The organism is Epilithonimonas pallida (assembly GCF_900182975.1).
GTDB lineage: Bacteria > Bacteroidota > Bacteroidia > Flavobacteriales > Weeksellaceae > Epilithonimonas > Epilithonimonas pallida.
In genome coordinates, this window is sequence record NZ_FXUO01000003.1 from 43,454 (window position 1) to 66,248 (window position 22,795).

A 22,795-nucleotide genomic window follows, 5' to 3' on the forward strand; every position below is an offset into this window, starting at 1 on the left:
TCATGTCACAAACACATTTCTACGAAGTAAATATCCAATGGAAAGAAGGAAGAATCGGGGAATTATCATCACCTGTTTTAGAAAAAGCCATCGAATGTGCCACACCTCCGGAATTTCCCAATGGTGTAGCTGGTATCTGGTCACCTGAACACCTATTTGTTTCAGCTATCAACAGTTGCTACATGGCAACGTTTTTAGCAATTGCCAACAATTTCAAGGTTGAAATAGCAGATTTCAGTTGTAAGACCGTAGCTAAACTGGAAATGATGGATGGCAGGTATCAGATCACGCAGGCAGAAATGTTTCCTGATGTAAAGCTGGCTAATCCCGAAACGGATACCGATAAAGCTGAACGTATCATGGAAAAAGCCAAAGCGGGATGTTTGGTAACCAATTCTATGAAAACAGAGATTATTCTAAATGCCAAAATCAGCTAATGTAACAAAAGTAGCTGTATAGGATAAAAGAACAACGGAAATTTGCAGTATCAAAAAGAATAATTAACGATTATAAATAAAGCATTATGTTTTTTCAACACGTTTATGATAAGAGTTTAGCCCAAGGCAGCTACGTGGTAGGCTGTCAGGCAACAGGAGAAGCCATCGTTATAGATGCACAAAGAGATATTGATGTGTACCTGGATATTGCGAAGCAAAACAATCTTCGCATTACGCACATTACGGAAACACACATTCACGCAGACTTCCTTTGCGGCTCGAGAGAACTGGCTGCTGTGACGGGAGCCACGATGTACCTTTCGGATGAAGGCGGAGAAGATTGGCAATACCAATTCTCACACAAAGGACTGAAAGATGGTGATGTGATTAATGTAGGCAATCTTTCTTTGAAAGTGATGCATACGCCCGGACATACACCGGAAAGTATCAGCTTTTTGCTGACCGATCATCCGGCAACCGACAGTCCTGTTATGGCATTTACCGGAGATTTTGTTTTTGTTGGAGATATTGGCCGTCCTGATTTACTTGAAAAAGCGGCGGGGCTTATCGGTACAAAAGAAGCCGGAGCCAAACAAATGTTCCAGTCATTGAAAAAGTTTGCGGCATTGCCCGAATACGTTCAGGTATGGTCGGCACACGGAGCAGGCTCCGCCTGTGGCAAAGCGTTGGGAGCAGTACACAGCTCTACGGTAGGTTATGAAAAAATCCGCAATTGGGCATTCCAATATGGTGAAGATGAAAAAGGATTTACCGATTATCTGCTAGCCGACCAACCTGAACCTCCAAAATACTTTGCGATGATGAAGCACCTGAACAAAGTGAACCGTCCATTACTGGTAGCAGTGCCCAAGCATCCGAAATTATCCAAAGAAGATTTTTTGGATGCTTATGCCAATGGTCTGAAAGTCATTGATGCAAGAAATAAGGTAGATTTCGCCGAAGGCTTTATTCCGGGTAGCCTGAACATACAGAGTAACAACTCTTTTTCAACCTGGGCAGGTTGGATGTTGAATTATCAGGAACAGTTTATGCTGGTCTGCGATGATAATCAAATAGAAGATCTTACCCGAAAACTGATGCGTATCGGACTGGATAATATTTTCGGATATATTACCGATGTAAAAGATTTAGGTCTGGATCTGCAAAAGGCAGATGTGATTTCTCTCGACGAGTTTAAAACGTACATCGGCAAAGAAGATGTTCAGATTGTAGATGTTCGGGGCGTTACCGAATACGAAGCCGGACACGTAGCCGGAGCAGATCATGTTTTTGTTGGTACGCTTAATGACAACCTCAATAAAATCAGCAAGGACAAACAGATCGTTATTCACTGTCAGGCTGGAGACCGATCAGCAATTGCTTATTCTATCCTTGCCAAAAACGGTTTTGCAAACGTGAAAAATTTTTCAGGTGGAATGAAAGAATGGCAGGCAAACGAGGGTAATACAATTGGTTGTAACGAAACATCTTGTACAAACGCATAAATTATAGAACTATGGGATTTTTTTCAGCATTATTTGGCAAAACAGATAACAGCCAATTAACAGAAGCGATTAGAGCAGGTGCCTTTTTAGTCGATGTCCGTACACCTTCTGAATTTTCAGCAGGCAGTGTGAAAGGTGCGGTGAATATTCCGCTGGACAAGCTTGCAGATCAGCTCTCAAAATTCAAAGAGAAGAATAGCATCGTTGTTTTTTGTAGAAGCGGTAGCCGTAGTAGTCAGGCAAAAAGCATTTTGGAAAGCAATGGCTTTACAAATGTAATCAATGGCGGAACCTGGCAAAATGTAAACGAAGTAGTAAATCAATAAAGGATGAAGGATTTTTGGGATGAACGGTACAGTAAAAAAGAATTCGCTTACGGAGAAAATCCAAACGAGTATTTGAAAGCAAAGTTCTCTGGTATTCCTGTTGGCAAGGTTTTGTTTCCGGCAGAAGGTGAAGGCAGAAATGCTGTGTTTTCGGCAACACTTGGTTGGGATGTTTTTGCATTTGACCAAAGTGAGGAAGGCAAGAAAAAAGCGAAAATATTAGCACATAAAAACGGGGTGCCGATCAGCTATACTGTTTCGGATATGGAACACGTCAACTATCCCCAAAATTCCTTTGATGCTCTGGTTCTTATCTATGCCCATTTCTCATCGGAGAAAAGAAAAGAATACCATCAAAAACTCGGTTCCCTACTCAAAAAGGGGGGCTACTGATTTTGGAAGGTTTCGATAAAAAGCATGCGGAGCAGCAAAAACAAAATCCCAAAGCAGGAGGTCCTAAAAATGTTTCCATGCTTTATGATCTGGAAGAATTAAAGTCTGATTTTAAGGAATTTGATTTTACCGAAGCTTATGAATGCACAATAAGTTTAGATGAAGGTCTTTATCACGTCGGCCAGGCGGCAATAGTCAGAATTTTAGCAATTAAAAAATAAGCGTTATGAAAAAGAATTTAGGAACAGTAGATAAAGCAATACGTATAATTATAGCAGTGGGTATTGCCGTATTGTACTTCACAAATGTTATATCGGGAACATTGGCAATCGTGTTGGGCATTTTAGCGGTGGTATTTTTACTTACCTCATTCATAAGCTTTTGCCCCTTGTATCTGCCTTTTGGTATCAACACTTTAAAAAAGAAAAGAAGATGAAAAGCTATTTCAGAAGCTGGAATTTAATGCGTGTGCTGAGGTTAGCATTGGGCATTCTCTTTATAGTACAAGGCATTATAGCAAAAGAATGGTTGCTTGCAGGACTGGGCGGTTTATTCTCGTTAATGCCATTGCTGAATATAGGTTGTTGCAGTGACTCGGGATGCAATACACCCCTGCCGAAAAGCAATAAAAAAACTGAAGAAACATCGTATGAAGAAGTTCACTAAGAAAAATTTACTTACCATAACTGGTATGATTGTCGGTGCAATAGCAGGTTATCTCTATTGGAAATTTGTTGGTTGTCATTCGGGAAGTTGTGCCATCACATCAAATCCAGTAAACAGTACCCTTTACGGCTCTGTTATGGGTGGACTTTTATTTTCAATGTTGAAAAAATCAAGAGCCAAAATTCAAGATAATATTCAAGAACAAATAAAATGATAGAATTTATAAAACAGCCGTGGCCGTGGTATATAGCAGGTCCGTTAATCGGCTTAACCGTTCCCACATTGTTAATTTTAGGTAACAAATCGTTTGGTATCAGCTCTTCACTACGCCACATCTGTGCTTCGTGTATGCCAGCAAACATTCCATTTTTCAAGTATGACTGGAAAAAAGAAGTATGGAATTTATTCTTTGTATTCGGTATATTCCTGGGAGGAGCGATTGCCATCAACCTTTTGTCAAATCCCAACCCTATCGAAGTCAATCCAAAATTAGCCTCAGAGCTTGCAGGATACGGTATCACAAACTATAACAGCTTAGTGCCTGAAGATATTATGAACTGGCAATCGCTGTTTACGCTGAAAGGTTTTTTGTTAATGGTTGTCGGTGGTTTTTTAGTGGGGTTTGGAACACGCTATGCAGGGGGGTGTACCAGCGGACACGCCATTATGGGGTTATCTAACCTGCAATTGCCATCCTTGATTGCAACCATTTGTTTTATGATCGGAGGCTTTATTATGGCGAATCTCATTTTACCGATCATTCTTTCACTTTAATCAAAATAGAAATGCAACAAAATATAGATACAGAAAAAGATTTACAGCTTCGAGAGTTGGACACTATGTGTGTAAACGAAAGCCGTTTAGAACACAAATGGTATCACAATTTAAAATACCTGATTGTAGGTATATTATTCGGAGTTGTATTTGTAAAAGCCGAAGTAGTGAGTTGGTTTCGCATACAGGAAATGTTTCGGCTGCAGTCGTTCCACATGTACGGAATTATAGGAAGTGCCTTAGTAGTAGGAATGATTTCCGTCTTTCTGATCAAGAAATTCGACATCAAAACTGTTTATGGCGAAAAGATAGCATTTCATCCAAAGAAATTTAACAAAGGACAGATTTATGGCGGCTTGATATTCGGATTGGGCTGGGCGGTTACAGGAGCTTGTCCCGGTCCGTTGTTTGCACAGATTGGTACAGGTGCAACCGTTATTGCCGTTACACTTTTGAGTGCTATTGCAGGTACCTGGGTTTACGGATTTTTGAGAGAGAAGCTACCTCACTAAATCAAACTGTATGTTACGATTAAAAGTATTGCTTTTTACAGCAATATGGATTTCTATTGTCCAAAATGTACAGGCACAAAGCCATTATAATGCTTGGTTTCGCAGTACATTAAGCGTTCCTATCAGTTCAAAAATTAAAACGGATGCAGAATTTCAGCACAGGCGGCAGAATGGTTTTGAAAATGAAAATATGTTTGATCGGAACCTGATGTTTACACTAAGAAATTGGCTGCATTATCAGCACAATTCGGATTTAAAGTTCTCTGTTTCACCATTTTCATATTTTTCCCATTATAGGGTTATTCAACACCAATCGGATGAAACGGCAAAGCCCAGTAATGAAATACGTTTTTCGGTAGCAGCAGAGTGGCAACACAAGCTATTTGAAAAATGGTACATCGTAGACAGGAGTGCAGTTGAGTATCGTATTTTCAATAATACCCAATCAGACATCAGCCGTTTCAGAAATCGTTTGGGTGTTCGTTATGATTTTACAGAACAAATTAAACTTACGGTCTATGATGAATTTTTTGTAAACGTTACAGGTACATCGAAAGCACATTTTTTTGATCACAATAGAATCGGATTTAACGTGGAGTATCACGTTTTTCCAAATCTGAAATTCGATATTGGTTATATTTATATAGTACGACAGCCACTAACTACCACAGCTAAACTCTACGAAAACAATACTTTTTTAAATCTAAGCTATCAATTAAAAAAGAAAATAAAAACATTAAACTGATATGTAGTTCTACTTCAAGATTGTCAGAAAATCATTTTCATTATAAATTTATTTTGTGAAAGAGATGTATCTTTAAATACAATTACTGATCAATTAGGAAAACAGTTTTGTAAATTTGTAATAAAAGAAATCCATTCATGTTCAGACATAAAGGCAAAGGTCGAACTTATACACATAACCTCAAATTAGCTTCAATATTATCTGGCGTAGCGGGTGTAGTTAACATAACGGGGGTTTTAGAACTGCATACATTAACAACTAATGTAACAGGACATTTTGCTTTTTTTTCTGAGGAACTTGTTTTAAAAAATTATAGAATGGCTTTTGCCTATCTGTTTTATATTTTATTTTTTCTGTTAGGGGCATTTATTTCAAGTCTTGTTATGGAATGGGTTTCCAAGTACAAGCCACAAACCTCATATGTTATACCCATATTTATTGAAATATCAATATTCTCGGCAATTACCATTTCAACATTTTTAGTGCCGAAAGAATATTCCGGATTTTCAATGATTTTATCATCTGTTCTGCTTTTCGCTATGGGATTACAAAACGCATTAGTAACGAGGGTATCCCAATCGGTGGTAAGAACAACACATCTAACAGGTTTGTTCACTGACCTGGGAATAGAACTGTCACAACTGTTCTTTTATAAAGACCGCCCAGCACGGATACAATTGAATAAAAGTATCTTCTTAAAGCTGGCGATTATTTGCTGTTTCTTTTTGGGATGTATTATAGGCGGTTTTACTTATGCGTATTTTGAATTACGAACCCTTTTATTTCCAGTAGGATTACTATTTTTCGCTCTGTGGTATGACCGTATACTATTTCGGTATTATTATCTGAAAAGAAAATTGAGAAATCCTCACTAACAGCTTTTTGTTCCGCTATAATTGTCTTCTAGTATCCTTGCTAGATCCGATTGCTTATAAATAATCTTACCCCCTATTTGTATATACGGCAGGATATTGTCATTACGGTATTGCTGTAAAGTCCGTTTGCTGATGTGCAGCAGCTTGCACACATCTTCGCCCGACAGGTATATTTCTCCGTTCATTACAGGGCGGTAATTTTTCAGTATTTCTTCGATACGGTTTCGCAACCGAATTATCATCTCCTGTTGTTCGATGATTTCTTCGGCTTCATTCGTCAGTAAATCCATTGTCTTTGATATTATACGGTTGTCCGGCTTCAAGCAAAGCCTTTACGTCCGAGCGTTTGTAATAATTCTTGCGGTTCAGCTTGGAATAAGGCAATAGGCCTTTGTCCTTATAGGTCTGTAAAGTCCGTTTAGTAATGTTCATCATCAGACACACTTCCTGGTTGTCGAGCCATTTCTCTTCTTTGAAAATAGGCGTAAATTTTCGGGTGGTACTTTCAGTTAGTTCCAAAAGTGTCTTCAGCTCATTTGTCATTCCGTCCAATGCGGATTTCTGTATTGCGATAACTTCCATAGTCTGCTCAATTTTTCTGTGGAAGTCTAATTTATAAAGGCTTTATAATGGGTTAGGAAATGTGGTATTGATTGGCTTTGAAAGGAAGTGTTTGGCTTTATAGCAGTAATTCCGAAGGAATTTATTTTGTAAATTTGCGTGTTAGCTGTAATTAAGATAATATGAAATACAAAATAGACAATATTAAAAAAACAGAATACAAGGAAGTGGTCGATATTTGGGAAGCATCTGTTCGTGCAACACATCACTTTTTGAAAGAAGAGGACATTCAATATTTTAAACCACTTATTTTAAATATATATCTAAATGCTGTTGAATTGAAGTGTATAAAAAATGAGGAAAACAAAATAACTGGTTTTCTTGGAGTAGCTGATCAAAATTTGGAAATGTTATTCATTCATCCAGACTATAGAGGTAAACAAATTGGAAAAACATTATTGAATTATTCAATTGAAAAAATGAATGTAAAAAAAGTGGATGTGAATGAACAAAACGAACAAGCAGTAGGTTTTTATAAAAAATATGGGTTTGAAACAAAAAGTCGTTCGGAATTGGATTCATCGGGAAAACCATATCCCACTTTACATATGGTATTAAAAAATTAACTACTGTTAATACCCATTGTGCAAGATTATGAATTATGTAGTACATAGACGTTTGCTTTCCGCAAGAAATTTAGTAGCAGAAAATACTTGTTTACGAAGCATACAACCTGCCAAAAAGAACTAATAATAGTTCCAATGAATGATAACGATACAAAGCGACTTTCCAGACTGACTGCAATTCTAACCCAATTACAGACAAAGCGACTAATTACAGCTAAACAACTAGCTGAAAAATTTTCGGTTAGCACCAGAACTATCTATAGAGATATAAAAGCATTGGAACAAGCTGGAGTTCCTATTCTGACAGAGGAAGGAAAAGGCTATACCTTGATGGAAGGTTACAGAATTCCGCCCGTAATGTTTACCGAAAGCGAAGCCAATGCGTTAATAACTGCCCAAAAGCTTATAAATAAAAACAAAGATGCTTCATTTGTAAAAGATTATTCGGAAGCCATCAATAAGATCAAATCCGTTTTACGTACCAATACCAAAGACAAAGCAAACTTGCTCTCCGACCGAGTTGTATGCAGGCAAAATACAGGCGTTAACCGAACAAGCAATTTTCTATCGACCTTACAATTGGCCTTAACAAATTTCAATCTTGTAAAGATTAAATATCATTCACCGGATACAAATCAAACAACGGAAAGAACCATTGAGCCTTTTGCTATTTATAGTACACAAGACAACTGGATACTTATTGCTTTTTGCTTGTTGCGAAATGATTTCAGAGCATTTCGACTTGATAGAATTCAACACCTTACAACACTCAACGAACAGTTTGAATCACATAAAATGACCTTGCAGGAATATTTTGATATCTGTAAGAAAAAATATTCTTCGTGACCCTTGACATAAGGTTGTCGCAACCCCATTTTATTTTTGTGGTTGAACTAAAATATTTCAAGAAATGGAAAAATTAACTATTGAGTCTTTTAAAGTAATCGGTATTTCAGTAAGAACCACAAATAAAAACAATCAGGTCGCAAAAGATATTGGGGATTTGTGGGGTAGATTTATAAATGATAAAGTTCTGGAAGCAATTCCGAACAAAATTGACAATACTATATATTCCATTTATACGGATTATGAAAGTGACCATACTAAGCCTTATACGACCATACTGGGTTGCAAAGTGAAAAATTTAGACACTATTCCTGTCGGAATGGTAGGTAAATCAATTAAGGGTGGAAACTATGTTAAATTCTCAACCAAAGGAGATTTAATGAAAGACTTAGTCATAAATAAATGGTTTGAAATTTGGGAAATGGATCTAAATAGACTGTTCACGGAAGACTTTGAAGTATTTGGTGAGAAAGCACAAAACCCAGCAGATGCAGAGATAGATATTTTAATTGCAATAAAATAAATAAAATGGTTGAAAAGCTTCACAGTTTTTACTTGGATAAAGAAGAACCCAACAAGAGTTGCTTACTTGCGTTAAGGGACATTATTCTTAATCAGGATACAGCTATTGATGAAACCAGGAAATGGGGAATGCCTTGCTTCTGCTATAAGAAAAAAATGTTTTGCTATTTGTGGATAGATAAAAAGACTGAAGAACCCTATATTTTGATGGTTGAAGGAAAATATCTTAGTCATCCCGAATTGGAAGAAGGTAATCGTTCCCGAATGAAAATTTTTAGAGTTAATCCTAATAAAGATTTACCCATAAGAACAATTGAGGGCATTTTACAAAAAGCATTGGACTTATATAGAACAGGCATAATAAAATTAAAAGATTGACCAATAGAAAAGCTGACCTAATTATTTAATTTGAACAGAAGAACACTTTGTCAGAAAGCAAAAAACCGACCTGTAACAGTCGGTTTTGCTTTTATATAAGTAATATTAATCGCTACTATTAAACTCAAAGCTCAATTGCTTTTCATTCCCGAAGTTGTCCGAAATCCAAACATCAAAGGATTGTGATACGGCAGATGTTGACGTATAGTACAATCGAAACTGCTCTGTCGGTAACGGGTACAAATCATTCGGCAGGTATGGCGGTTCATCGTAGTATTGCAACGTTCCCTGTCCGTCAAACTGAAAGTAACGGAGAAAATACTGCGTGTTGCTGTAATTGCCTGTACGCTGTATGGTAATGCGTATTTCTACCGTCTGCCCATTGGCTACATCTTTGGGAACTGGCATCACGTTTACCTCGAAAAGAAAATCGTTCTGTATTTCGAGTTCATCATCTTTGCTACAAGATACCAGCGAAATAGAACCTGTCAGGATTGCTAGCATTAGGTATATTGGCAACATTCCTATTCTGAATTTATTAAATATTGCTATCATCGTTTCAAATTTTAAAAGTTAAACCTTAATCCCACACCTGCGGACGGACGAAACTGTTCCAGATCCGTACCCCATACTACCTTTGTACGCCCTTGCAGGACTAATACAAAACGGTCTGATAGATAGGTTTCAAAAGTGAGCCTTCCGCCAGCTCCGTAGATAAAGTTGTCTTCACTCAGTATTTTCGATCCGTCATACAACATCGTTTCGCTACGATTGATGTTTTCATAACCGACCACGCCTGTTATTCCGAAGTTTAACGTGATATTCTTACGGGCATCTCCCAACAGGAAGAAACTGTAACCGCCTTCGGCAGTATATGTTTCCTGCGGAATTTTTACGTCTTTATAGTTGTGATATTGATGCGTGTATTCCAATGCCCAAAGCTGATAGTTCCCATTCTTACCGTTTACTGTCATCCCGATATTGATGTAATAATCATTACCTATTTTATCATCGGATAATACACCAATATTTACTTCCAATCCTTTTTGTTTAGGCAACATCCTTTGTGCCTGGCTGGTCGTGATACCTATCACAACAAGCATCACGGTATAGATATACTTTTTCATTTTTATTGTTCTTGTTTTAAAAGGTTATTAAAATTTCAGGTGCATATCGTTAATCAAACGAGCCTTAATCAAATCCGAGTTTTCCACCTGAAGTACCTGATGTCTGCCACCGTTCTTCTCAAAGATTTCAATCAACAATACCTTGTCATCGGCAATGGTAAACTGGTCTAAAAGGAATACGTTTTGCTCAGTAGTTTGTCCGTAGATTTCCGTAAGTGGTTTATAAGTACGAAGCGGTATCATCGGTCTTTCCTGTACTACGGTACGTTTTGCTACTTTTTTATCCACCACTTTGAAATTCACAAAATCAATCTGGAAAGGTACATTGGTACGGTTTCTCAATTCCGTATGGAAATAGTATTTACCGTTGTGTATGTAAATTCCCTTCAGGATGAACTGAATGCCAAAACTCTTAGCCCCGATATGCTTTACAATGCGTTTGTCTTTCTTGTAAATGGTTTCCAACAGCAAGCCAGCCAATGACGGTGAGTTGTTACCCAATTCTTCAAAAAGCACATCGTTTCCGTTGGATTTATCTACTGCTTTCTGCATTGTCAAAAGATCATAGCTCAAAGCTTCGGGATAGGAACTGTAATACACATTGAAACTGTAAAAGCGACCGTCATTGGTGATAACAGAAAAATTGGTTTCTGCTTCAAAATCCTTCACGGATGCTTTTACCCGTAAAACATTCTCCGCATCTTCAGCTTTTCCAGCTATCAGGTATTCGCTTCCCAAATCCACATAACGGATAGCCGTCGGGAAAATCAGGTGCGAAGTTTTATCATAGGTTACTTCCATTTTGTAAGGCTCTATCTTGCCTAATGCAAGCGGAGTTCTGGCATTTTCCTGTGCGTAAGACTGTACGGTAAAGCCGAGTATCAGGGCAAATGCCCAAAAGGTTTTTAAATGATTTTTCATTGTTTAAAATATTTGAGTTCAACATTATTTTTTTGATACCAAAAAGACCTGATGTCCTGCTTTCAGTGTAACTTTTGGTGTTCTTACTTTTTTGGCGAAGTAGCCTGAAATACCCTGTACTACGCCACGGCTTAAATCTGCGGCAACCTGCTGTCCGGCATTCTGTGTAAGCATTATGCTTGTTCCCGAAGTCTGGCTCATATTACCCGCCATTTCCGTAAGGGCATTCATTTCGGGAGAATACGGAACGTACAAGCCTTGCTGTCCGTCCAGATCATAAATGGTTATATCTATCGGAATGATATTGCCCTCCAATTCAATCGAGGTTACTTTTAGTTGTAAACGTCCCCCTTGATACTTACCGATTGCCGTTAGAACTGTTCCCTGCGGAATGGTACGGCTTGGAGTTTGTGCCGGCTCCAATAAACGCAGTCGTACACCACTTTCACCGACAATGGTCTGTGCTTCGTGAACACAGGCTCTGATACTGTTTTTCGGTTGCACCACCTGCTGCTTAGAACCTGCGGTATAAAACCCCCTGTTACGGGTTTGGCTCCAGTCGGCTAAGAATGTACTGTCTGAAGGTTCACGGTACAAGGCAGAAACCGTATTCTTTCTTGCGGAAGTGAATGCTACAAAATGCTCCTTTTGTGTCGAAGCCGATTGAGCCGGAGCAACCCCTGCACCATTAGAAGGTGAAGTTTCAGCTGAATTTGTATTTGCCGGCAGATATTTTGCCGCCATCTGGTAGGATTTCTCCATCAATGCCAATTGGTCATCTACGGTAACAGGCTTTGGTACACCTTTGTCCGCCAATTGCTCTTTCAGCTCATCTAATTGTCTGCGGAGTTCCATTGTTTCGGTATTGTCATCCTGATAAAACCCTCCCAATGTGCTTTGTGCATTTCGGTAGCTGTTCAGTGCCGTATTGCCTGATCTTACTGAATTGTAACTTTCATCCTCTTCAGGCATTTTTTCTTCTAAATTCTGCGAGCTGTCTGTGTTCCAGTAATCTGATAGAGTTGTCAGGGCGTTGCGTTTTTCCTGATTTTTCTGTTCGAGCATTTCCTGCTCATACGCTTTTTGCTTATCTGCCTGCAACCCTGCTTCTGTAGCCTGCGGTACGGCATCGTTCAGCCCGATATTTTCGATTTCCTTTTTATCTGAAGACGGTTTAAATATCAGGTACATACAGCCTACGAATACAATTCCCATCAAACCGAATATGAGTGGTTTTTTGAGCTTTTGGGCTTTGTTCTGTGTGCTGTCTTGCAGCATATCAGCGGTTGCTACCGGGCTTCCTTCTGTTACCCGGACAACCGTTTTTTTGTTCTCATTTTCTTTCATAAAACTTATTTTTAAAGATTGTTGTTAATGTATCCTGCAAGGGTGCAGGATGTTCTTTCTTTTGGAGGACAGGGTTTTCAATATGCTCGATTACCATACTGTTATCGGAATTTTCTGCATCGTACCATACTTTGGCGATAACCATTGCGGTGAGTAGTAGATAACCGACAAACAGGTATAGTGTGTACCTATGCTGTTTACGTACAGGCAATGCCCGCCAGCGTTCGTCCAATTGGTCAAAGTACCTGTCCATATTTGCTCTTAATTTTTTCATACTTTAATGATTATGTGTTATCACATCCTAAACCCTCTTTTGCGGGCAGACAACTGTTCTTTCGGTTTTTCAGTCACTTGTGCAATGGCTTCTTTCCTTGTTGGAACCGAATTTGTAGTGAGGTCTGTTAATTTCGATTGCTTCAATAATTGCCCGTACTGATCTATTCTTTCAATATTCATTTTCTTGACATCGAAAAGACCATCTTCGTATTTTACCCACATATTGCATTCAACTTTTGGCTTATCGTCGCCATTCCATTGCAGGTAGGTTTTCAGCATCATAATATTAGGCAGTATCGGTTTGTCCATTCCGCTGTTACAAGCCTCCAAAAACCTACTGATGCTGTCTTTTATTTTGTCTGCATAAGCTGCTTCTGTCTGAAAATAGCCGTCATACCCTTTATCTGTAAGGGTTTTTGCGAACGTGTCTAATTCAAGTAATTGCTTCATATCCCAAATTTTAGCGTTCGATGACTTCAATGTCCCTGTTCTCCACCACGGCAAACTTTTCGATGTTGAAACCCTGCGGGTTATTGTCTGAGCGAACAGAATTCACGAGATAGCAGGTAGTAATCAGGTTACGCCGGGTTACGTTGCTTGAACGGATGATGAATTGTTTGGCATAGGTTCGTACAGCATAAGGATGGGTGTCGAAGTTGCACACGACACTATCTACTTCGATGCGTTGCTGTACATTACCCGATATAATACGGTTATAATAACCTTTTTCAGAAAGATCTTTGTAGTAATCAAAGGCACTTTTGTCGGCAAGGTTAAACGCCCGTTTCATATTGCTTTCGATGGCATTCTTATCGGGAGCAAGCGTAAAGAACAGTTCGTGAAACCGCCTTACGTGTTCTCTTGCCTCCACAGGGCGGTTAATGCTGGCATCTTGCGACAAGGCAAGCATCAGTGATTTTCCATTGTCCAATACATAGACTTTCTGGCGTTGTTCTTCTGCAAAGCGATAGGACTGCCATACGGCATATCCTACCACGCCAATGCAGAGAACAGCAAACACGATGGCATATAGCCTGATCTGTCTGAAGCTGTTTTCAATATTTCTCAGTGTTTTAAATTCCATTTTTTTTATGATTTGATTGTTGTTATTTTCCCATTAGCTTGCCACCAATATTCCCTGCGGCTGAACCGGCCCCGGCTCCGGCAATATTTCCGGTTTTCATCGCTGTTTGGTTTACATTTCGTGTAAAGTTTCCTGCTCCGCCTGCCTGGATAACCCAGCCTGTTACCGTCGGAATGGTGAAATAGCCGATAATCCCGATGATCATAAAAATGATGTACACCGTATTTGAGGTATCAGGTATGTATGTCGGATCTGTCAGCATTTCAATATCCCTTTCCAGTATAAGCGATTGTATTCTTGCCAGCATTGAGCTGAACAGGTCTGAAACAGGTAGCCAGAGGTAAACACTGATGTAGCGTGTGAGCCATTGCGTGAGCGTGGACTGAAACCCATCCCACACAGAAATGGCAAAGGCTATTGGTCCGAGTATGGAGAGGACAATCAGAAAAAATGTCCGTATGGTATCAATGACCAGAGCTGCCGCCTGAAACAGTATTTCCAGCAGATTACGAAACCAGTCCTTTATGGCTTTTTCTATCTGATAGCCTGTCCTGTCCATATACATTCCTGCCATTGTTCCAATATCGGAGGGTGACCATCCCAATTCGTCCAGCTTCTTATCGAACTCTTCGTCCGATACCATATAGGCAGTTTCGGGATTTCTGACCATTGCTTCGTATTCCAATTGGTCTTTCTGCTGTTGCAGTTTATTGAGGTCGAGTACCTGGTCTTCAAGTATGGCGTGTGTTCCTGTAACCACCGGACTTAACACCGCATTGATGGTTCCCAACACGATGGTTGGAAAGAACATAATGCACAGACCTAATGCAAACGGGCGGAGCAACGGAAACACATCAATAGGTTCGGCACGGCTTAAAGCCTGCCAAACCTTTAATGCTACATAGAACAATGCACCCAATCCGGCCAAACCTTTAGCTACTGCCGCCATATCGCCGGCAAGCGGCATCATATCATCATACAGTGAACGGAGGACTTCGTGAAGATTATTCCATTCCATCTTTACCAATATTTTTGATTAGCAGTTCCATAGAGGTCAAGCACTCTTTTGGCATCGTCTTTCTTTTTCGCTCTTAAATAGCTTACAGATATGTTTTTGTTGGTGTAATAGCGTACAAGGCTGTGGTATTCCTTTACTTCTTTGTACACACGATCAATAATATCCATACGCTCTTTGTCATTCAGTGAAAGGCTGGACGAGGAAACGATCTGCTTCAATTCTTTCAGCAATTCGGTACTTTCTTTGAGCAGTGCCGAATAGCCGTTGCCGATAGCGACCAATTCCTGCGGTGTGAAATTTGGGTCATTCATCATTTTTCCGAAATTCTGTACATACATTTCGGACACATCACCTACCAAGAGTACCGTTTGCTGCACCTTTCTTGCATCTTTTACGAGATTGTTTACGGCTTTCAGCTTGTCGTAATACTCTTTACCCTGCTTATAGACCTTTTCGACCTCCTTGAAATTCTTCACCACATTACTTACCGTAGAGGAAGTCTGTATGATTTCATTTGCAGAGTTGAGAATACCTGATGCCAGGTTTGCCGGATCGGCAACTATAAACTGTGCTTTTGCACAGGGTGCTACGGCAAGCATTAGTGCCGTACACACCAGTAACATTACTTTTTTCATTGTTTCTAAATTTTAAATGATTAATAATTATTGATTTACTTGATCACGCCTTTGCATAGCGATATGCTTGATGGCGAGTTCGACGTTACCGTCGAGTTCCGATGCGAGTTGCATCACTTCCATTTTTTCAGTTTCTTCCGTGGTGTATGCGAGATACTCCTCCAAACTAACTTCTGTGGCATAGACTGCCGAATGCGTTCCACCTAATCCAATCCAAACTTCTTTGTAAAGCCGTGACGGATCGTTGTTCATATTGATAGAAAGTACCTGTCCTTTTTCTTTGTCCGTCAATCCTAACATTGCCTGTATATCATCAAACTTGTTCATATACTTGCGTTGATCTAATAGGATTTTACAATCGGAGTTATTGATGATACTTTCCTTGACAATGGGCGACTGAATAATATCATCCACTTCCTGCGTAACGACGATTGCTTCGCCAAAAAACTTCCTAACCGTTTTAAACAAATACTTTATGTATTCTGCCATACCTTCTTTCGCAATGGCTTTCCAGGCTTCTTCGATTAGTATCAGCTTTCGGATACCTTTCAGCCTTCGCATCTTGTTGATAAAGACCTCCATAATGATGATGGTCACGATGGGAAAGAGGATTTTATGATGTAGGCTAAGCACCCAGCGCCTTATCGTATTGCTACGGTAGGTTTCCGAATACTCGCCCCCGAACCGTACGTACACGTTCCCGCGTATACGGCTCTCCACTAATATTTTCAGTCTAGCTTCCATGATGGACTTTCATATGACATTTATGGCACAATGCCATAGTTTTACGTTTCCTTGCCATCATGTGGATTTCCCAGGGGGCTTTTCCCTTTTGGATGTCCTTTAGTTTTCTCACATGGTGCATTTCAAGTTCGCTTGTCTCCCCACACAGTTCACAGCTCCGTGCTTTCAGCCTGTCGATAAGGCTCGTCCGCATCTTGGCGTAGAAGTAGTTGGGAAGTTTGTCAAAGAAAGCCTCCTTGGCTTCAATCTTCCGTCCGAATCCATCTTTATAAAAAGTCCTGAACCTCACTTCACGTTTCTTGTTCGTGTAGGTGACAGTAAACACGCCGTGTTTCATGTACTTTCTACAGATGTTGGGTACAGTTGTCCTGTACTTCGCAGCAAAGGTTTTGTACATACTGTATTCCATGATGTAGCGCATATTGTTGATAGTTCCGCTGTTCAAGGCAATCGAATAATAATTGTAGAAGCCTATAAGTTCAGCGTTGTATTTGCTCAGGATTTCAAGGTCATCGTTGAATATCAGTCCAGTCCTCGGTCTCGGCTTCCATTGCTCTTTACCATTATGGAGTTTTATCTCCAACGCTTCATAATCAAGCAGTTTCTTCCTGATGGTTTCCCGAGGTATTTTGATAACGATTTTCTTGTGGTAAGCCCTGACCATTTTTCCGCTGGCGTTCCGTTTGGTCAGATTGGATTTTCTTACGGTTACATCGAACGAAAGGAACTTTGCAGGTTTTTCCGCATGAGTGATCAGTGTTTTCTCTTCAGACAGCACCAGTTTCAGTTTGTCGTTCAGGAACTGTGCGGCATCTTGTTTTATCTGTTTGCAGTCTTCAAGGCTTCCAATTACTCCGATAAGAAAGTCATCTGCGTACCTAACGTATTTCAGCTTTCTGTAATCCTTATCCATTTCATCACAACTTGGAACCAAGGCTCTTTTTCTATCAATTTCCCTGATGCGTTTACCGAGCAATTTTCTGTCGGCTACATCATCTTCGGCTTTTAGCATTGCCGTGGCAATCCTCTTTTCGTACTCGTACTCTTGGCGCAACCTGCTTCTTTTGCGTTCTTCCCCTTTGTCGAATGACTTGATGTATTCTTTCATAAACTTGTCCAGCTTGTCGAGGTAGATATTCGCCAGTATCGGACTGACGATTCCTCCCTGCGGTGTACCGCTGTAGGTCTTGTGGAATACCCAGTCTTCGACATACCCTGCATTAAGAAATTTTCGGATGAGCCGTAGGAAACGTTCATCGGCGATACGCTCTTTCAGTATTCCAATAAGAACATCGTGATCGATGTTGTCAAAGAAACCCCGAATGTCTCCTTCGACGAACCATTTGGTTCCGTTGAAGGACTTGCTTATCTGCATCATTGCCGTGTGACAGCTTCTGTGCGGTCTGAAACCATGTGAGGAATGTTCAAAACTTCCCTCATAAATGGCTTCAAGTATCATCCTTATTACTTCCTGCACCAGTTTATCATCAAAGGACGGTATGCCCAACGGACGTCTTTTCCCATTTTTCTTCGGGATATAGGTACGTCTTGATGGACGGGGATGGTAGCTTTCATTTCTGATAGCTGCCATTAACTTGTCGATGCGTTTCAGGCTCATCTCGTCTATGGTCAGTCCGTCAGCCCCTTGGGTCATGTTGCCGGGCTTTGCGTAGATGCGTTGGTAAGCCTCATAGTACATCTCTTCGTTGAACATAATGCGGTAGAGCCTTTCGTACTTATAGTCCAAAAGTTTGCTGTGCTCTGCCAGACTGTTTAATACGCTTTCTGGATTTCTCATAATGTCTCTCACATTTTCCGTTAATTGTATTAAATAATATTAGCTGTCTCCCTTCGCCATGTACAAGGCTTTCCCTTGCTCGGACTACTACGGAGACTCCGTTGCCATATCGGATATTCAGGGGTCTGCACCCCATAGCCACATCAGTGGCTTTCCGACTTAGGCAATCCACGTTTAGCTGCGTAACAACAATGGCGTTACAGATTGTCGGATATGACTTCCGTCCTTTAATGCATATTGCACTTGCGCCGTGACCTGTTCATTGCTCCCCCTCCTAAAAGACGGGATGGGGAGTGTCACGGTATGACGAGTTCAGTTGTCTTACGTCACAGATACAACCGGGAGCCGCTTAGACTATCATTCAATCAGTATGGATTTTATCCTCATATCTGTTACTCATCCTGCTATTCAGTCGTGGCCTGACAACTGGCCAACTCATAGCTTTTGCCGACATGCTACACTCCCCGATATTTGGTTTCCCTCACGGATAAGTCGGCGGATGATGGGTCATTTAAAGAACACTAACCCAGTACTCTGCCATGAGTACATTTGTTATGCAGCCTCTACGTGCGCACCCTTGATGGCATCAATTTCAAACACGATAAAGCGTTTGGATAAGAGGTCTAACTGCTTGTCGGAGTTCAGCAGGTAATCGTATTCTCCGCCTTTGTAATAGGGTTCGAGTACGTTCAGGAAATTGGCAATGTCAAAATCTTTTTCCCGTACCTGTTTTTCCTCCAGTACCTTGCGGTAATCACCTTTCACATATTCATAGAAGCCATTAAACGATGGGTATTCGTCCTTTTGCTTGATACGGTCTATGTAACCGGATACGGCATTGGATAATGCCACTTCTTCCGAACGTGTTGGCGGTTCGTCATCACGCTTCCATAGCGTGAGTATCAAAGTCTTGATACTTTCACGCTTTTCAATATCGAATACGCCATCATCAGTGTAGAATGGGTTAAAGGCAATCGGATTATCTTCGGTATATGTGAAGTATACACCGTCTTCGCCTTTAGTCTTTCCTTTGATGAGTTCACATAATCCCTGATAGGAATTACCCGTATCAACCAGTAATACATGAGCACCTTGTTCGTAGTACTGCCTAACCATGTGGTTGGTAAAAAAAGATTTCCCGCTTCCTGACGGACCCAATATGAATTTGTTTCGATTTGTGATGATACCACGCTTCATCGGCAAATCTGATATATCCAAATGGATAGGTTTTCCGGTCAGGCGGTCAGCCATTTTTATCCCGAATGGCGAAGGTGAATTATGATAATTCGTTTCTTCCGTGAAGAAGCACAAGGCAGGTTCGATAAACGTATAGAAACTTTCCTCACTCGGAAAATCGCCTGCATTTCCCGGCATTCCTGCCCAATACAAAGTGGCTACGTCCGTAGTGTTGTGGCGTGGTTTACATTCCATCAGTGCCAAGGCACTACCGCAATCGTTCTTTAGCTGCTTCAGTTCCGCAGGGTCTTCCGACCACGCCATAATGTTGAAGTGAGCACGGATGGATGACAGCCCGAAGCTGTGTGCTTCATTCAGATACTTTTCTATCCACTCTTTGTTGATTTGGTTGGCACGGCTGTACCGAGCCAAAGAGTGCATATTCCTTGCGGATTTCTCAAACTTTTGCAGGTTGTCTTCGCTGTTATCTAAAAACAAATACTGGTTGTAAATGTGGTTACAGCTAAGAAGCAAGCCCACAGGTGCAGCGAACGATAAACGGCAATCACTACGGTCGGTGGACAGCTTTTCATAACGGGTATCTGCCGATACCGTTCCGGGTAAATCATCCGTATCGGATAAAGTGTGCAAAGACAATTTTTTGTTGCCGATACGCACTTCTTCGGAACCTAAACTAATGTCCTGCATTGGAGTTCCGGTTTCTCTCGAAAGCGTAAGGTACTGCTCCAGTAATCCCTGTGTATCTTCCGTTCCGATAATTTCATCTTCGGTCAGACGTTTCAGGCTTACAAAACCGCTATCGTTCACGATACGCTCAAATTGGGCAACTGCCTCCATAAAGCGGTGTATTGTTTCTTTGTTCCTGATTTCCTTTGGTATAAGTGTACCCTTGCAAAGCGATGAAAAATTGCTTTGCATCCGCATTCTTTCCTTAGTGGTCTTGGTCAGAAACAGATAGCAATAATGGTTCAGAAATGGTCGCTCGTTGAAGTGACGTTGGTAAGACTTTGCCAAAAAGCTCTGGTCTTCCTTTGCCATATCGGGAGCATAACTTTCTTTGATGTACCAATCCTGCTTATGAATGACCGTAAAGTCCGGCAAAGTCTTTATGGCTTTGTGCCAGGCAGAGTGCATCGCTTCATATTCCGCAGATGCTACGGTAAACAATTCCGGTAAACGTACTTCAAAGCAGGCGGTAATGTCTGCATCTTTCGATAGGATGCAATTGTTTTCTACTGCCAGCAATGGAAATTTGTTTTCCAGTGTTGTTGCTTTAGATACGTTTCTCATAGGGCATTCTGTTTAGGAGTGAATTTTAAATAGCGGCATACAGGCTTGCGGCAAATGATATAGCGGGGATGTCTTTTATTGGCTGCTATCTTCATCAATCCGTGTTCTCCGTATTTCCTGTTCAGCGAAAAAGTCTGCCATATAATGAGCGAAGCACCGCCTGCTCCGAGGAACAGGCAGATATAGGAGTTTACGCCTGCCATATACAGTATCATCACGAAGATGAGCGTACCGAGCAGCCCACCGGCGAAGATGAACAGGTATTGTGCTTTAAGCCCTTTAAATTCTACCGTCCTCCCAATGCCTTTGTTGATATTGTAATTCATAAGGCAAAGGATTAAAGGAAGAATGAACGCAGGATGGTAGCCGCTACGATTAAGAAGATACACGCACCGAACCACGAAGCTGCCGTTTTCGAGGTATCGGGGTCGCCGGAACTGAATTTGTTGTACACCTTAACGCCCCCTATGAGCCCGACGACCGCACCGATGGCATAGATTAATTGCGTTGCGGGGTCGAAGTAAGAGGTTACCATTTGGGTAGCCTCGTTGATACCTGCCGAACCGTTTCCCTGTGCGAACACGCCAATTGCTGACAGCATAGCCACGGCTGCCAGCAGAACTTTTTTTCTTTGTTTTTCCATAATTGAAACACATTAATTTGTTACTGTTTATCCCGCACCTTACGGGCTTTCGGGACAAAGGTGTTTCGGAAATTGAGGCGGTATAACAAAGTGGCAGTCAGAGGAAGTGTTTGGCGGTGAGTGGCTTTGTATTGAGCGGAAAAGCATAAAAAAAACGCCAAACATTTCTACTGTTTGGCGTTTCACTGTTTTAGGGATTTGCAAATGGAGTTTACACAAACTCCCCAATGTCAAAATCATTCAAATCACTTTTCCGCAAAGTGGAAGAACCGGTTTCCGTTTCAGTAGAGATTGTGCTGTCCAAAAGCTCGGCAATTTTTCGGGAAGCACCCTCAATGGAATTTTCCAACAGGCTGAATAATTCAGTTCCCTGTAATTTTTGAACTATCGCAACCGCTGTTTCCTTCTGGGAGTGTTCCAAATTCTCTTTTTGGAGCAATGCCCCTACGGAGCTTAGTTCGTCATAGGTAACCCCTTGGGCAAGACTGTCATCGCCTCCGGATATTCCGTACCTGTTCCATTCTTCTTCCTCTTCCTCCAAATCAGGTATGTTACTGAAAACTTCGTCCAGTTCTTCCTGCGGAATTTGAATAGCGACTTCTTCGTTCTCGTCGTATTCGATGTCTAAATTATCAGGGTCTACCTCTGGTTCCTCAGTTTGGCTTTCATTGGCAGTGTTTGGCACCGAAAGGCTTCTTACGGGCTTGGGCTGGCCCATAATATCCGGCAAGTTCGGGTTTACTTTTTCCTGCGTAGGTTTCTGCTCAGACCTTTTATGAATGACAATCTTATCCTGCAAGAGCAGGACAATGACGATGAGCAGGCATATCACAATTAAGATTTCCATAATCAAAGAATTGTTTTTTGAGTTTCATTATACAAGGTTTTAATATCCTCTCCACAATCCTGAAAATGTTGTTTCAACACACTATACAAGTAATCTGAAATTGTGATTTTTCCATCCCCGAGCATAAAAACAATACGGGATATGTTCTGATGAAACTCTTCACTGATATAAACAGTTTTGCCATTTCTTGCCAAAAATTCTGTTGGCTGTAAAAAAATATCCTTGTATTCTTTGATTGTACTGTCAGGCTGTTTCTTTTTCTTAAATAAATTTTTCATAATCAATACTTTATAAAATAGGTTTAAAACGTTCATTGAAATAATCTGTAATATCATCCCCAAACTCTCTGAAGTGTTGTTCAAGGATATTGTCGATGTATGAGTAGAGGGTTGTCTTTTCTTCCCTCGTTAATTGCACTATCCGGAGCAATCTTTCGTGGTATTCGGGGCGTATGTAAACAACCTTACCGCTGCGACCTGACGGAAACCGATTGACCAGGAATGTTTCCTCATAGTCCACTTTTTTTGACGAACTGTTTCGGGCTTTGTCTTTGGGCTTTGTCTTGATTTCCTTTTGTTCTTCCTGTTGCTGATTATTTTGGGGTGGAGCTACCGGCTCATCACCACTGATGATGTTCATTAAATAATCCTCATCAACATCGGGCTTTTTAAAATCTTCGTTTTTGTTATCTGAACTCATAGC

Annotated in this window: 33 protein-coding genes and 2 pseudogenes; 16 read left to right on the forward strand and 19 right to left on the reverse strand. The window is 40.7% G+C overall.

Annotated elements, in window-relative coordinates:
- The first annotated feature begins 2 nt into the window (after positions 1-2).
- From QOL71_RS06250 to QOL71_RS06305, 12 genes are all read left to right on the forward strand, one after another.
- A complete protein-coding gene (locus QOL71_RS06250) occupies positions 3-437 on the forward strand; it encodes an OsmC family protein (protein WP_283416108.1) in 435 nt (144 codons plus the stop codon).
- 86 nt (positions 438-523) lie between these two features.
- Complete coding sequence (locus QOL71_RS06255; protein WP_283416109.1) at positions 524-1,942, forward strand: MBL fold metallo-hydrolase; 1,419 nt, start codon at positions 524-526, stop codon at positions 1,940-1,942.
- Positions 1,943-1,953: 11 nt separating this feature from the next.
- Complete coding sequence (locus QOL71_RS06260) at positions 1,954-2,268, forward strand: rhodanese-like domain-containing protein (protein ID WP_283416110.1); 315 nt, start codon at positions 1,954-1,956, stop codon at positions 2,266-2,268.
- Positions 2,269-2,271: 3 nt separating this feature from the next.
- Positions 2,272-2,661, forward strand: coding sequence for a class I SAM-dependent methyltransferase (locus tag QOL71_RS06265; protein ID WP_283416111.1), 390 nt, complete (start codon positions 2,272-2,274; stop codon positions 2,659-2,661).
- Positions 2,662-2,663: 2 nt separating this feature from the next.
- The gene (locus tag QOL71_RS06270; RefSeq protein ID WP_283416112.1) at positions 2,664-2,882 is read left to right on the forward strand and encodes a hypothetical protein; all 219 of its coding nucleotides are present in this window, start codon (positions 2,664-2,666) and stop codon (positions 2,880-2,882) included.
- 5 nt (positions 2,883-2,887) lie between these two features.
- Positions 2,888-3,097, forward strand: a complete 210-nt coding sequence (locus QOL71_RS06275; RefSeq protein ID WP_283416113.1) for a YgaP family membrane protein — start codon at positions 2,888-2,890, stop codon at positions 3,095-3,097.
- Positions 3,094-3,327, forward strand: coding sequence for a hypothetical protein (locus QOL71_RS06280; RefSeq protein ID WP_283416114.1), 234 nt, complete (start codon positions 3,094-3,096; stop codon positions 3,325-3,327). The genes QOL71_RS06275 and QOL71_RS06280 overlap by 4 nt, the downstream gene beginning before the upstream one ends.
- Complete coding sequence (locus QOL71_RS06285) at positions 3,311-3,541, forward strand: DUF6132 family protein (RefSeq protein WP_283416115.1); 231 nt, start codon at positions 3,311-3,313, stop codon at positions 3,539-3,541. The genes QOL71_RS06280 and QOL71_RS06285 overlap by 17 nt, the downstream gene beginning before the upstream one ends.
- Positions 3,538-4,101 carry a YeeE/YedE family protein gene (locus tag QOL71_RS06290; RefSeq protein WP_283416116.1) on the forward strand — a complete coding sequence of 188 codons (564 nt, stop codon included), beginning with the start codon at positions 3,538-3,540 and terminating at the stop codon, positions 4,099-4,101. The genes QOL71_RS06285 and QOL71_RS06290 overlap by 4 nt, the downstream gene beginning before the upstream one ends.
- 11 nt (positions 4,102-4,112) lie before the next feature.
- The gene (locus tag QOL71_RS06295; protein WP_283416117.1) at positions 4,113-4,613 is read left to right on the forward strand and encodes a DUF6691 family protein; all 501 of its coding nucleotides are present in this window, start codon (positions 4,113-4,115) and stop codon (positions 4,611-4,613) included.
- A 10-nt stretch (positions 4,614-4,623) separates the two neighbouring features.
- Positions 4,624-5,358 carry a DUF2490 domain-containing protein gene (locus QOL71_RS06300; protein WP_130143411.1) on the forward strand — a complete coding sequence of 245 codons (735 nt, stop codon included), beginning with the start codon at positions 4,624-4,626 and terminating at the stop codon, positions 5,356-5,358.
- Between the two features lie 137 nt (positions 5,359-5,495).
- Positions 5,496-6,233: a YoaK family protein gene (locus tag QOL71_RS06305; protein ID WP_283416118.1), complete on the forward strand. Its 738-nt coding sequence runs from the start codon at positions 5,496-5,498 to the stop codon at positions 6,231-6,233.
- Here the strand turns inward: QOL71_RS06305 and QOL71_RS06310 are convergent.
- Positions 6,230-6,523 carry a helix-turn-helix domain-containing protein gene (locus QOL71_RS06310; RefSeq protein ID WP_130143413.1) on the reverse strand — a complete coding sequence of 98 codons (294 nt, stop codon included), beginning with the start codon at positions 6,521-6,523 and terminating at the stop codon, positions 6,230-6,232. The two genes, QOL71_RS06305 and QOL71_RS06310, sit on opposite strands and share 4 nt — an antisense overlap.
- Positions 6,504-6,815 carry a helix-turn-helix domain-containing protein gene (locus tag QOL71_RS06315; protein WP_283416119.1) on the reverse strand — a complete coding sequence of 104 codons (312 nt, stop codon included), beginning with the start codon at positions 6,813-6,815 and terminating at the stop codon, positions 6,504-6,506. The genes QOL71_RS06310 and QOL71_RS06315 overlap by 20 nt, the downstream gene beginning before the upstream one ends.
- A 161-nt stretch (positions 6,816-6,976) precedes the next feature.
- On the opposite strand from QOL71_RS06315, the gene QOL71_RS06320 reads away from it, so the two are divergent.
- From QOL71_RS06320 to QOL71_RS06335, 4 genes are all read left to right on the forward strand, one after another.
- A complete protein-coding gene (locus QOL71_RS06320) occupies positions 6,977-7,420 on the forward strand; it encodes a GNAT family N-acetyltransferase (RefSeq protein ID WP_283416120.1) in 444 nt (147 codons plus the stop codon).
- A gap of 135 nt (positions 7,421-7,555) precedes the next feature.
- Complete coding sequence (locus QOL71_RS06325; protein WP_283416121.1) at positions 7,556-8,266, forward strand: helix-turn-helix transcriptional regulator; 711 nt, start codon at positions 7,556-7,558, stop codon at positions 8,264-8,266.
- Between the two features lie 64 nt (positions 8,267-8,330).
- Positions 8,331-8,789: a GyrI-like domain-containing protein gene (locus tag QOL71_RS06330; protein ID WP_283416122.1), complete on the forward strand. Its 459-nt coding sequence runs from the start codon at positions 8,331-8,333 to the stop codon at positions 8,787-8,789.
- A 5-nt stretch (positions 8,790-8,794) separates the two neighbouring features.
- On the forward strand, positions 8,795-9,166 hold the full coding sequence (locus QOL71_RS06335) for a DUF1801 domain-containing protein (protein ID WP_283416123.1): 372 nt from the start codon (positions 8,795-8,797) through the stop codon (positions 9,164-9,166).
- 105 nt (positions 9,167-9,271) lie between these two features.
- Here the strand turns inward: QOL71_RS06335 and QOL71_RS06340 are convergent, their stop codons facing one another.
- The 17 genes and pseudogenes from QOL71_RS06340 to QOL71_RS06420 form a co-directional block, all read right to left on the reverse strand.
- Positions 9,272-9,721, reverse strand: coding sequence for a DUF3872 domain-containing protein (locus QOL71_RS06340; protein WP_283416124.1), 450 nt, complete (start codon positions 9,719-9,721; stop codon positions 9,272-9,274).
- 11 nt (positions 9,722-9,732) lie between these two features.
- Positions 9,733-10,293 carry a conjugal transfer protein TraO gene (locus QOL71_RS06345; protein ID WP_283416125.1) on the reverse strand — a complete coding sequence of 187 codons (561 nt, stop codon included), beginning with the start codon at positions 10,291-10,293 and terminating at the stop codon, positions 9,733-9,735.
- Positions 10,294-10,320: 27 nt separating this feature from the next.
- Entirely contained in the window at positions 10,321-11,214 is an 894-nt protein-coding gene (traN, locus tag QOL71_RS06350) for a conjugative transposon protein TraN (RefSeq protein ID WP_283416126.1), read from the reverse strand.
- Positions 11,215-11,238: 24 nt separating this feature from the next.
- Positions 11,239-12,561 carry a conjugative transposon protein TraM gene (gene traM / locus QOL71_RS06355; protein ID WP_283416127.1) on the reverse strand — a complete coding sequence of 441 codons (1,323 nt, stop codon included), beginning with the start codon at positions 12,559-12,561 and terminating at the stop codon, positions 11,239-11,241.
- The gene (locus tag QOL71_RS06360) at positions 12,548-12,835 is read right to left on the reverse strand and encodes a nitrogen regulatory IIA protein (protein ID WP_283416128.1); all 288 of its coding nucleotides are present in this window, start codon (positions 12,833-12,835) and stop codon (positions 12,548-12,550) included. Before QOL71_RS06360 ends, traM begins: the two co-directional genes overlap by 14 nt.
- A gap of 20 nt (positions 12,836-12,855) precedes the next feature.
- Positions 12,856-13,287: a hypothetical protein gene (locus QOL71_RS06365; RefSeq protein WP_283416129.1), complete on the reverse strand. Its 432-nt coding sequence runs from the start codon at positions 13,285-13,287 to the stop codon at positions 12,856-12,858.
- Between the two features lie 10 nt (positions 13,288-13,297).
- Positions 13,298-13,921 carry a conjugative transposon protein TraK gene (gene traK / locus QOL71_RS06370; protein ID WP_078677409.1) on the reverse strand — a complete coding sequence of 208 codons (624 nt, stop codon included), beginning with the start codon at positions 13,919-13,921 and terminating at the stop codon, positions 13,298-13,300.
- Positions 13,922-13,943: 22 nt separating this feature from the next.
- Positions 13,944-14,939, reverse strand: a complete 996-nt coding sequence (gene traJ / locus QOL71_RS06375; protein WP_283416130.1) for a conjugative transposon protein TraJ — start codon at positions 14,937-14,939, stop codon at positions 13,944-13,946.
- Positions 14,940-14,941: 2 nt separating this feature from the next.
- On the reverse strand, positions 14,942-15,574 hold the full coding sequence (locus tag QOL71_RS06380) for a DUF4141 domain-containing protein (protein ID WP_283416131.1): 633 nt from the start codon (positions 15,572-15,574) through the stop codon (positions 14,942-14,944).
- Between the two features lie 27 nt (positions 15,575-15,601).
- Positions 15,602-16,192 (reverse strand): annotated as a pseudogene (locus QOL71_RS06385) (TraG family conjugative transposon ATPase); the annotation flags it as partial.
- A 115-nt stretch (positions 16,193-16,307) separates the two neighbouring features.
- Positions 16,308-18,116 carry a reverse transcriptase/maturase family protein gene (locus tag QOL71_RS06390; RefSeq protein WP_283416132.1) on the reverse strand — a complete coding sequence of 603 codons (1,809 nt, stop codon included), beginning with the start codon at positions 18,114-18,116 and terminating at the stop codon, positions 16,308-16,310.
- 576 nt (positions 18,117-18,692) lie between these two features.
- Positions 18,693-20,603 (reverse strand): annotated as a pseudogene (locus QOL71_RS06395) (TraG family conjugative transposon ATPase); the annotation flags it as partial.
- Positions 20,600-20,929, reverse strand: a complete 330-nt coding sequence (locus tag QOL71_RS06400; RefSeq protein WP_130143435.1) for a DUF4133 domain-containing protein — start codon at positions 20,927-20,929, stop codon at positions 20,600-20,602. The pseudogene QOL71_RS06395 and the gene QOL71_RS06400, both read right to left, overlap by 4 nt.
- Before the next feature lie 11 nt (positions 20,930-20,940).
- On the reverse strand, positions 20,941-21,246 hold the full coding sequence (locus QOL71_RS06405; RefSeq protein WP_154492968.1) for a DUF4134 domain-containing protein: 306 nt from the start codon (positions 21,244-21,246) through the stop codon (positions 20,941-20,943).
- Between the two features lie 211 nt (positions 21,247-21,457).
- The gene (locus tag QOL71_RS06410; protein WP_130143438.1) at positions 21,458-22,093 is read right to left on the reverse strand and encodes a conjugal transfer protein TraD; all 636 of its coding nucleotides are present in this window, start codon (positions 22,091-22,093) and stop codon (positions 21,458-21,460) included.
- Positions 22,094-22,095: 2 nt separating this feature from the next.
- Positions 22,096-22,371: a DUF3408 domain-containing protein gene (locus tag QOL71_RS06415; protein WP_130143439.1), complete on the reverse strand. Its 276-nt coding sequence runs from the start codon at positions 22,369-22,371 to the stop codon at positions 22,096-22,098.
- Between the two features lie 10 nt (positions 22,372-22,381).
- Positions 22,382-22,792: a DUF3408 domain-containing protein gene (locus tag QOL71_RS06420; RefSeq protein WP_130143440.1), complete on the reverse strand. Its 411-nt coding sequence runs from the start codon at positions 22,790-22,792 to the stop codon at positions 22,382-22,384.
- Between the last annotated feature and the right edge of the window lie 3 nt (positions 22,793-22,795).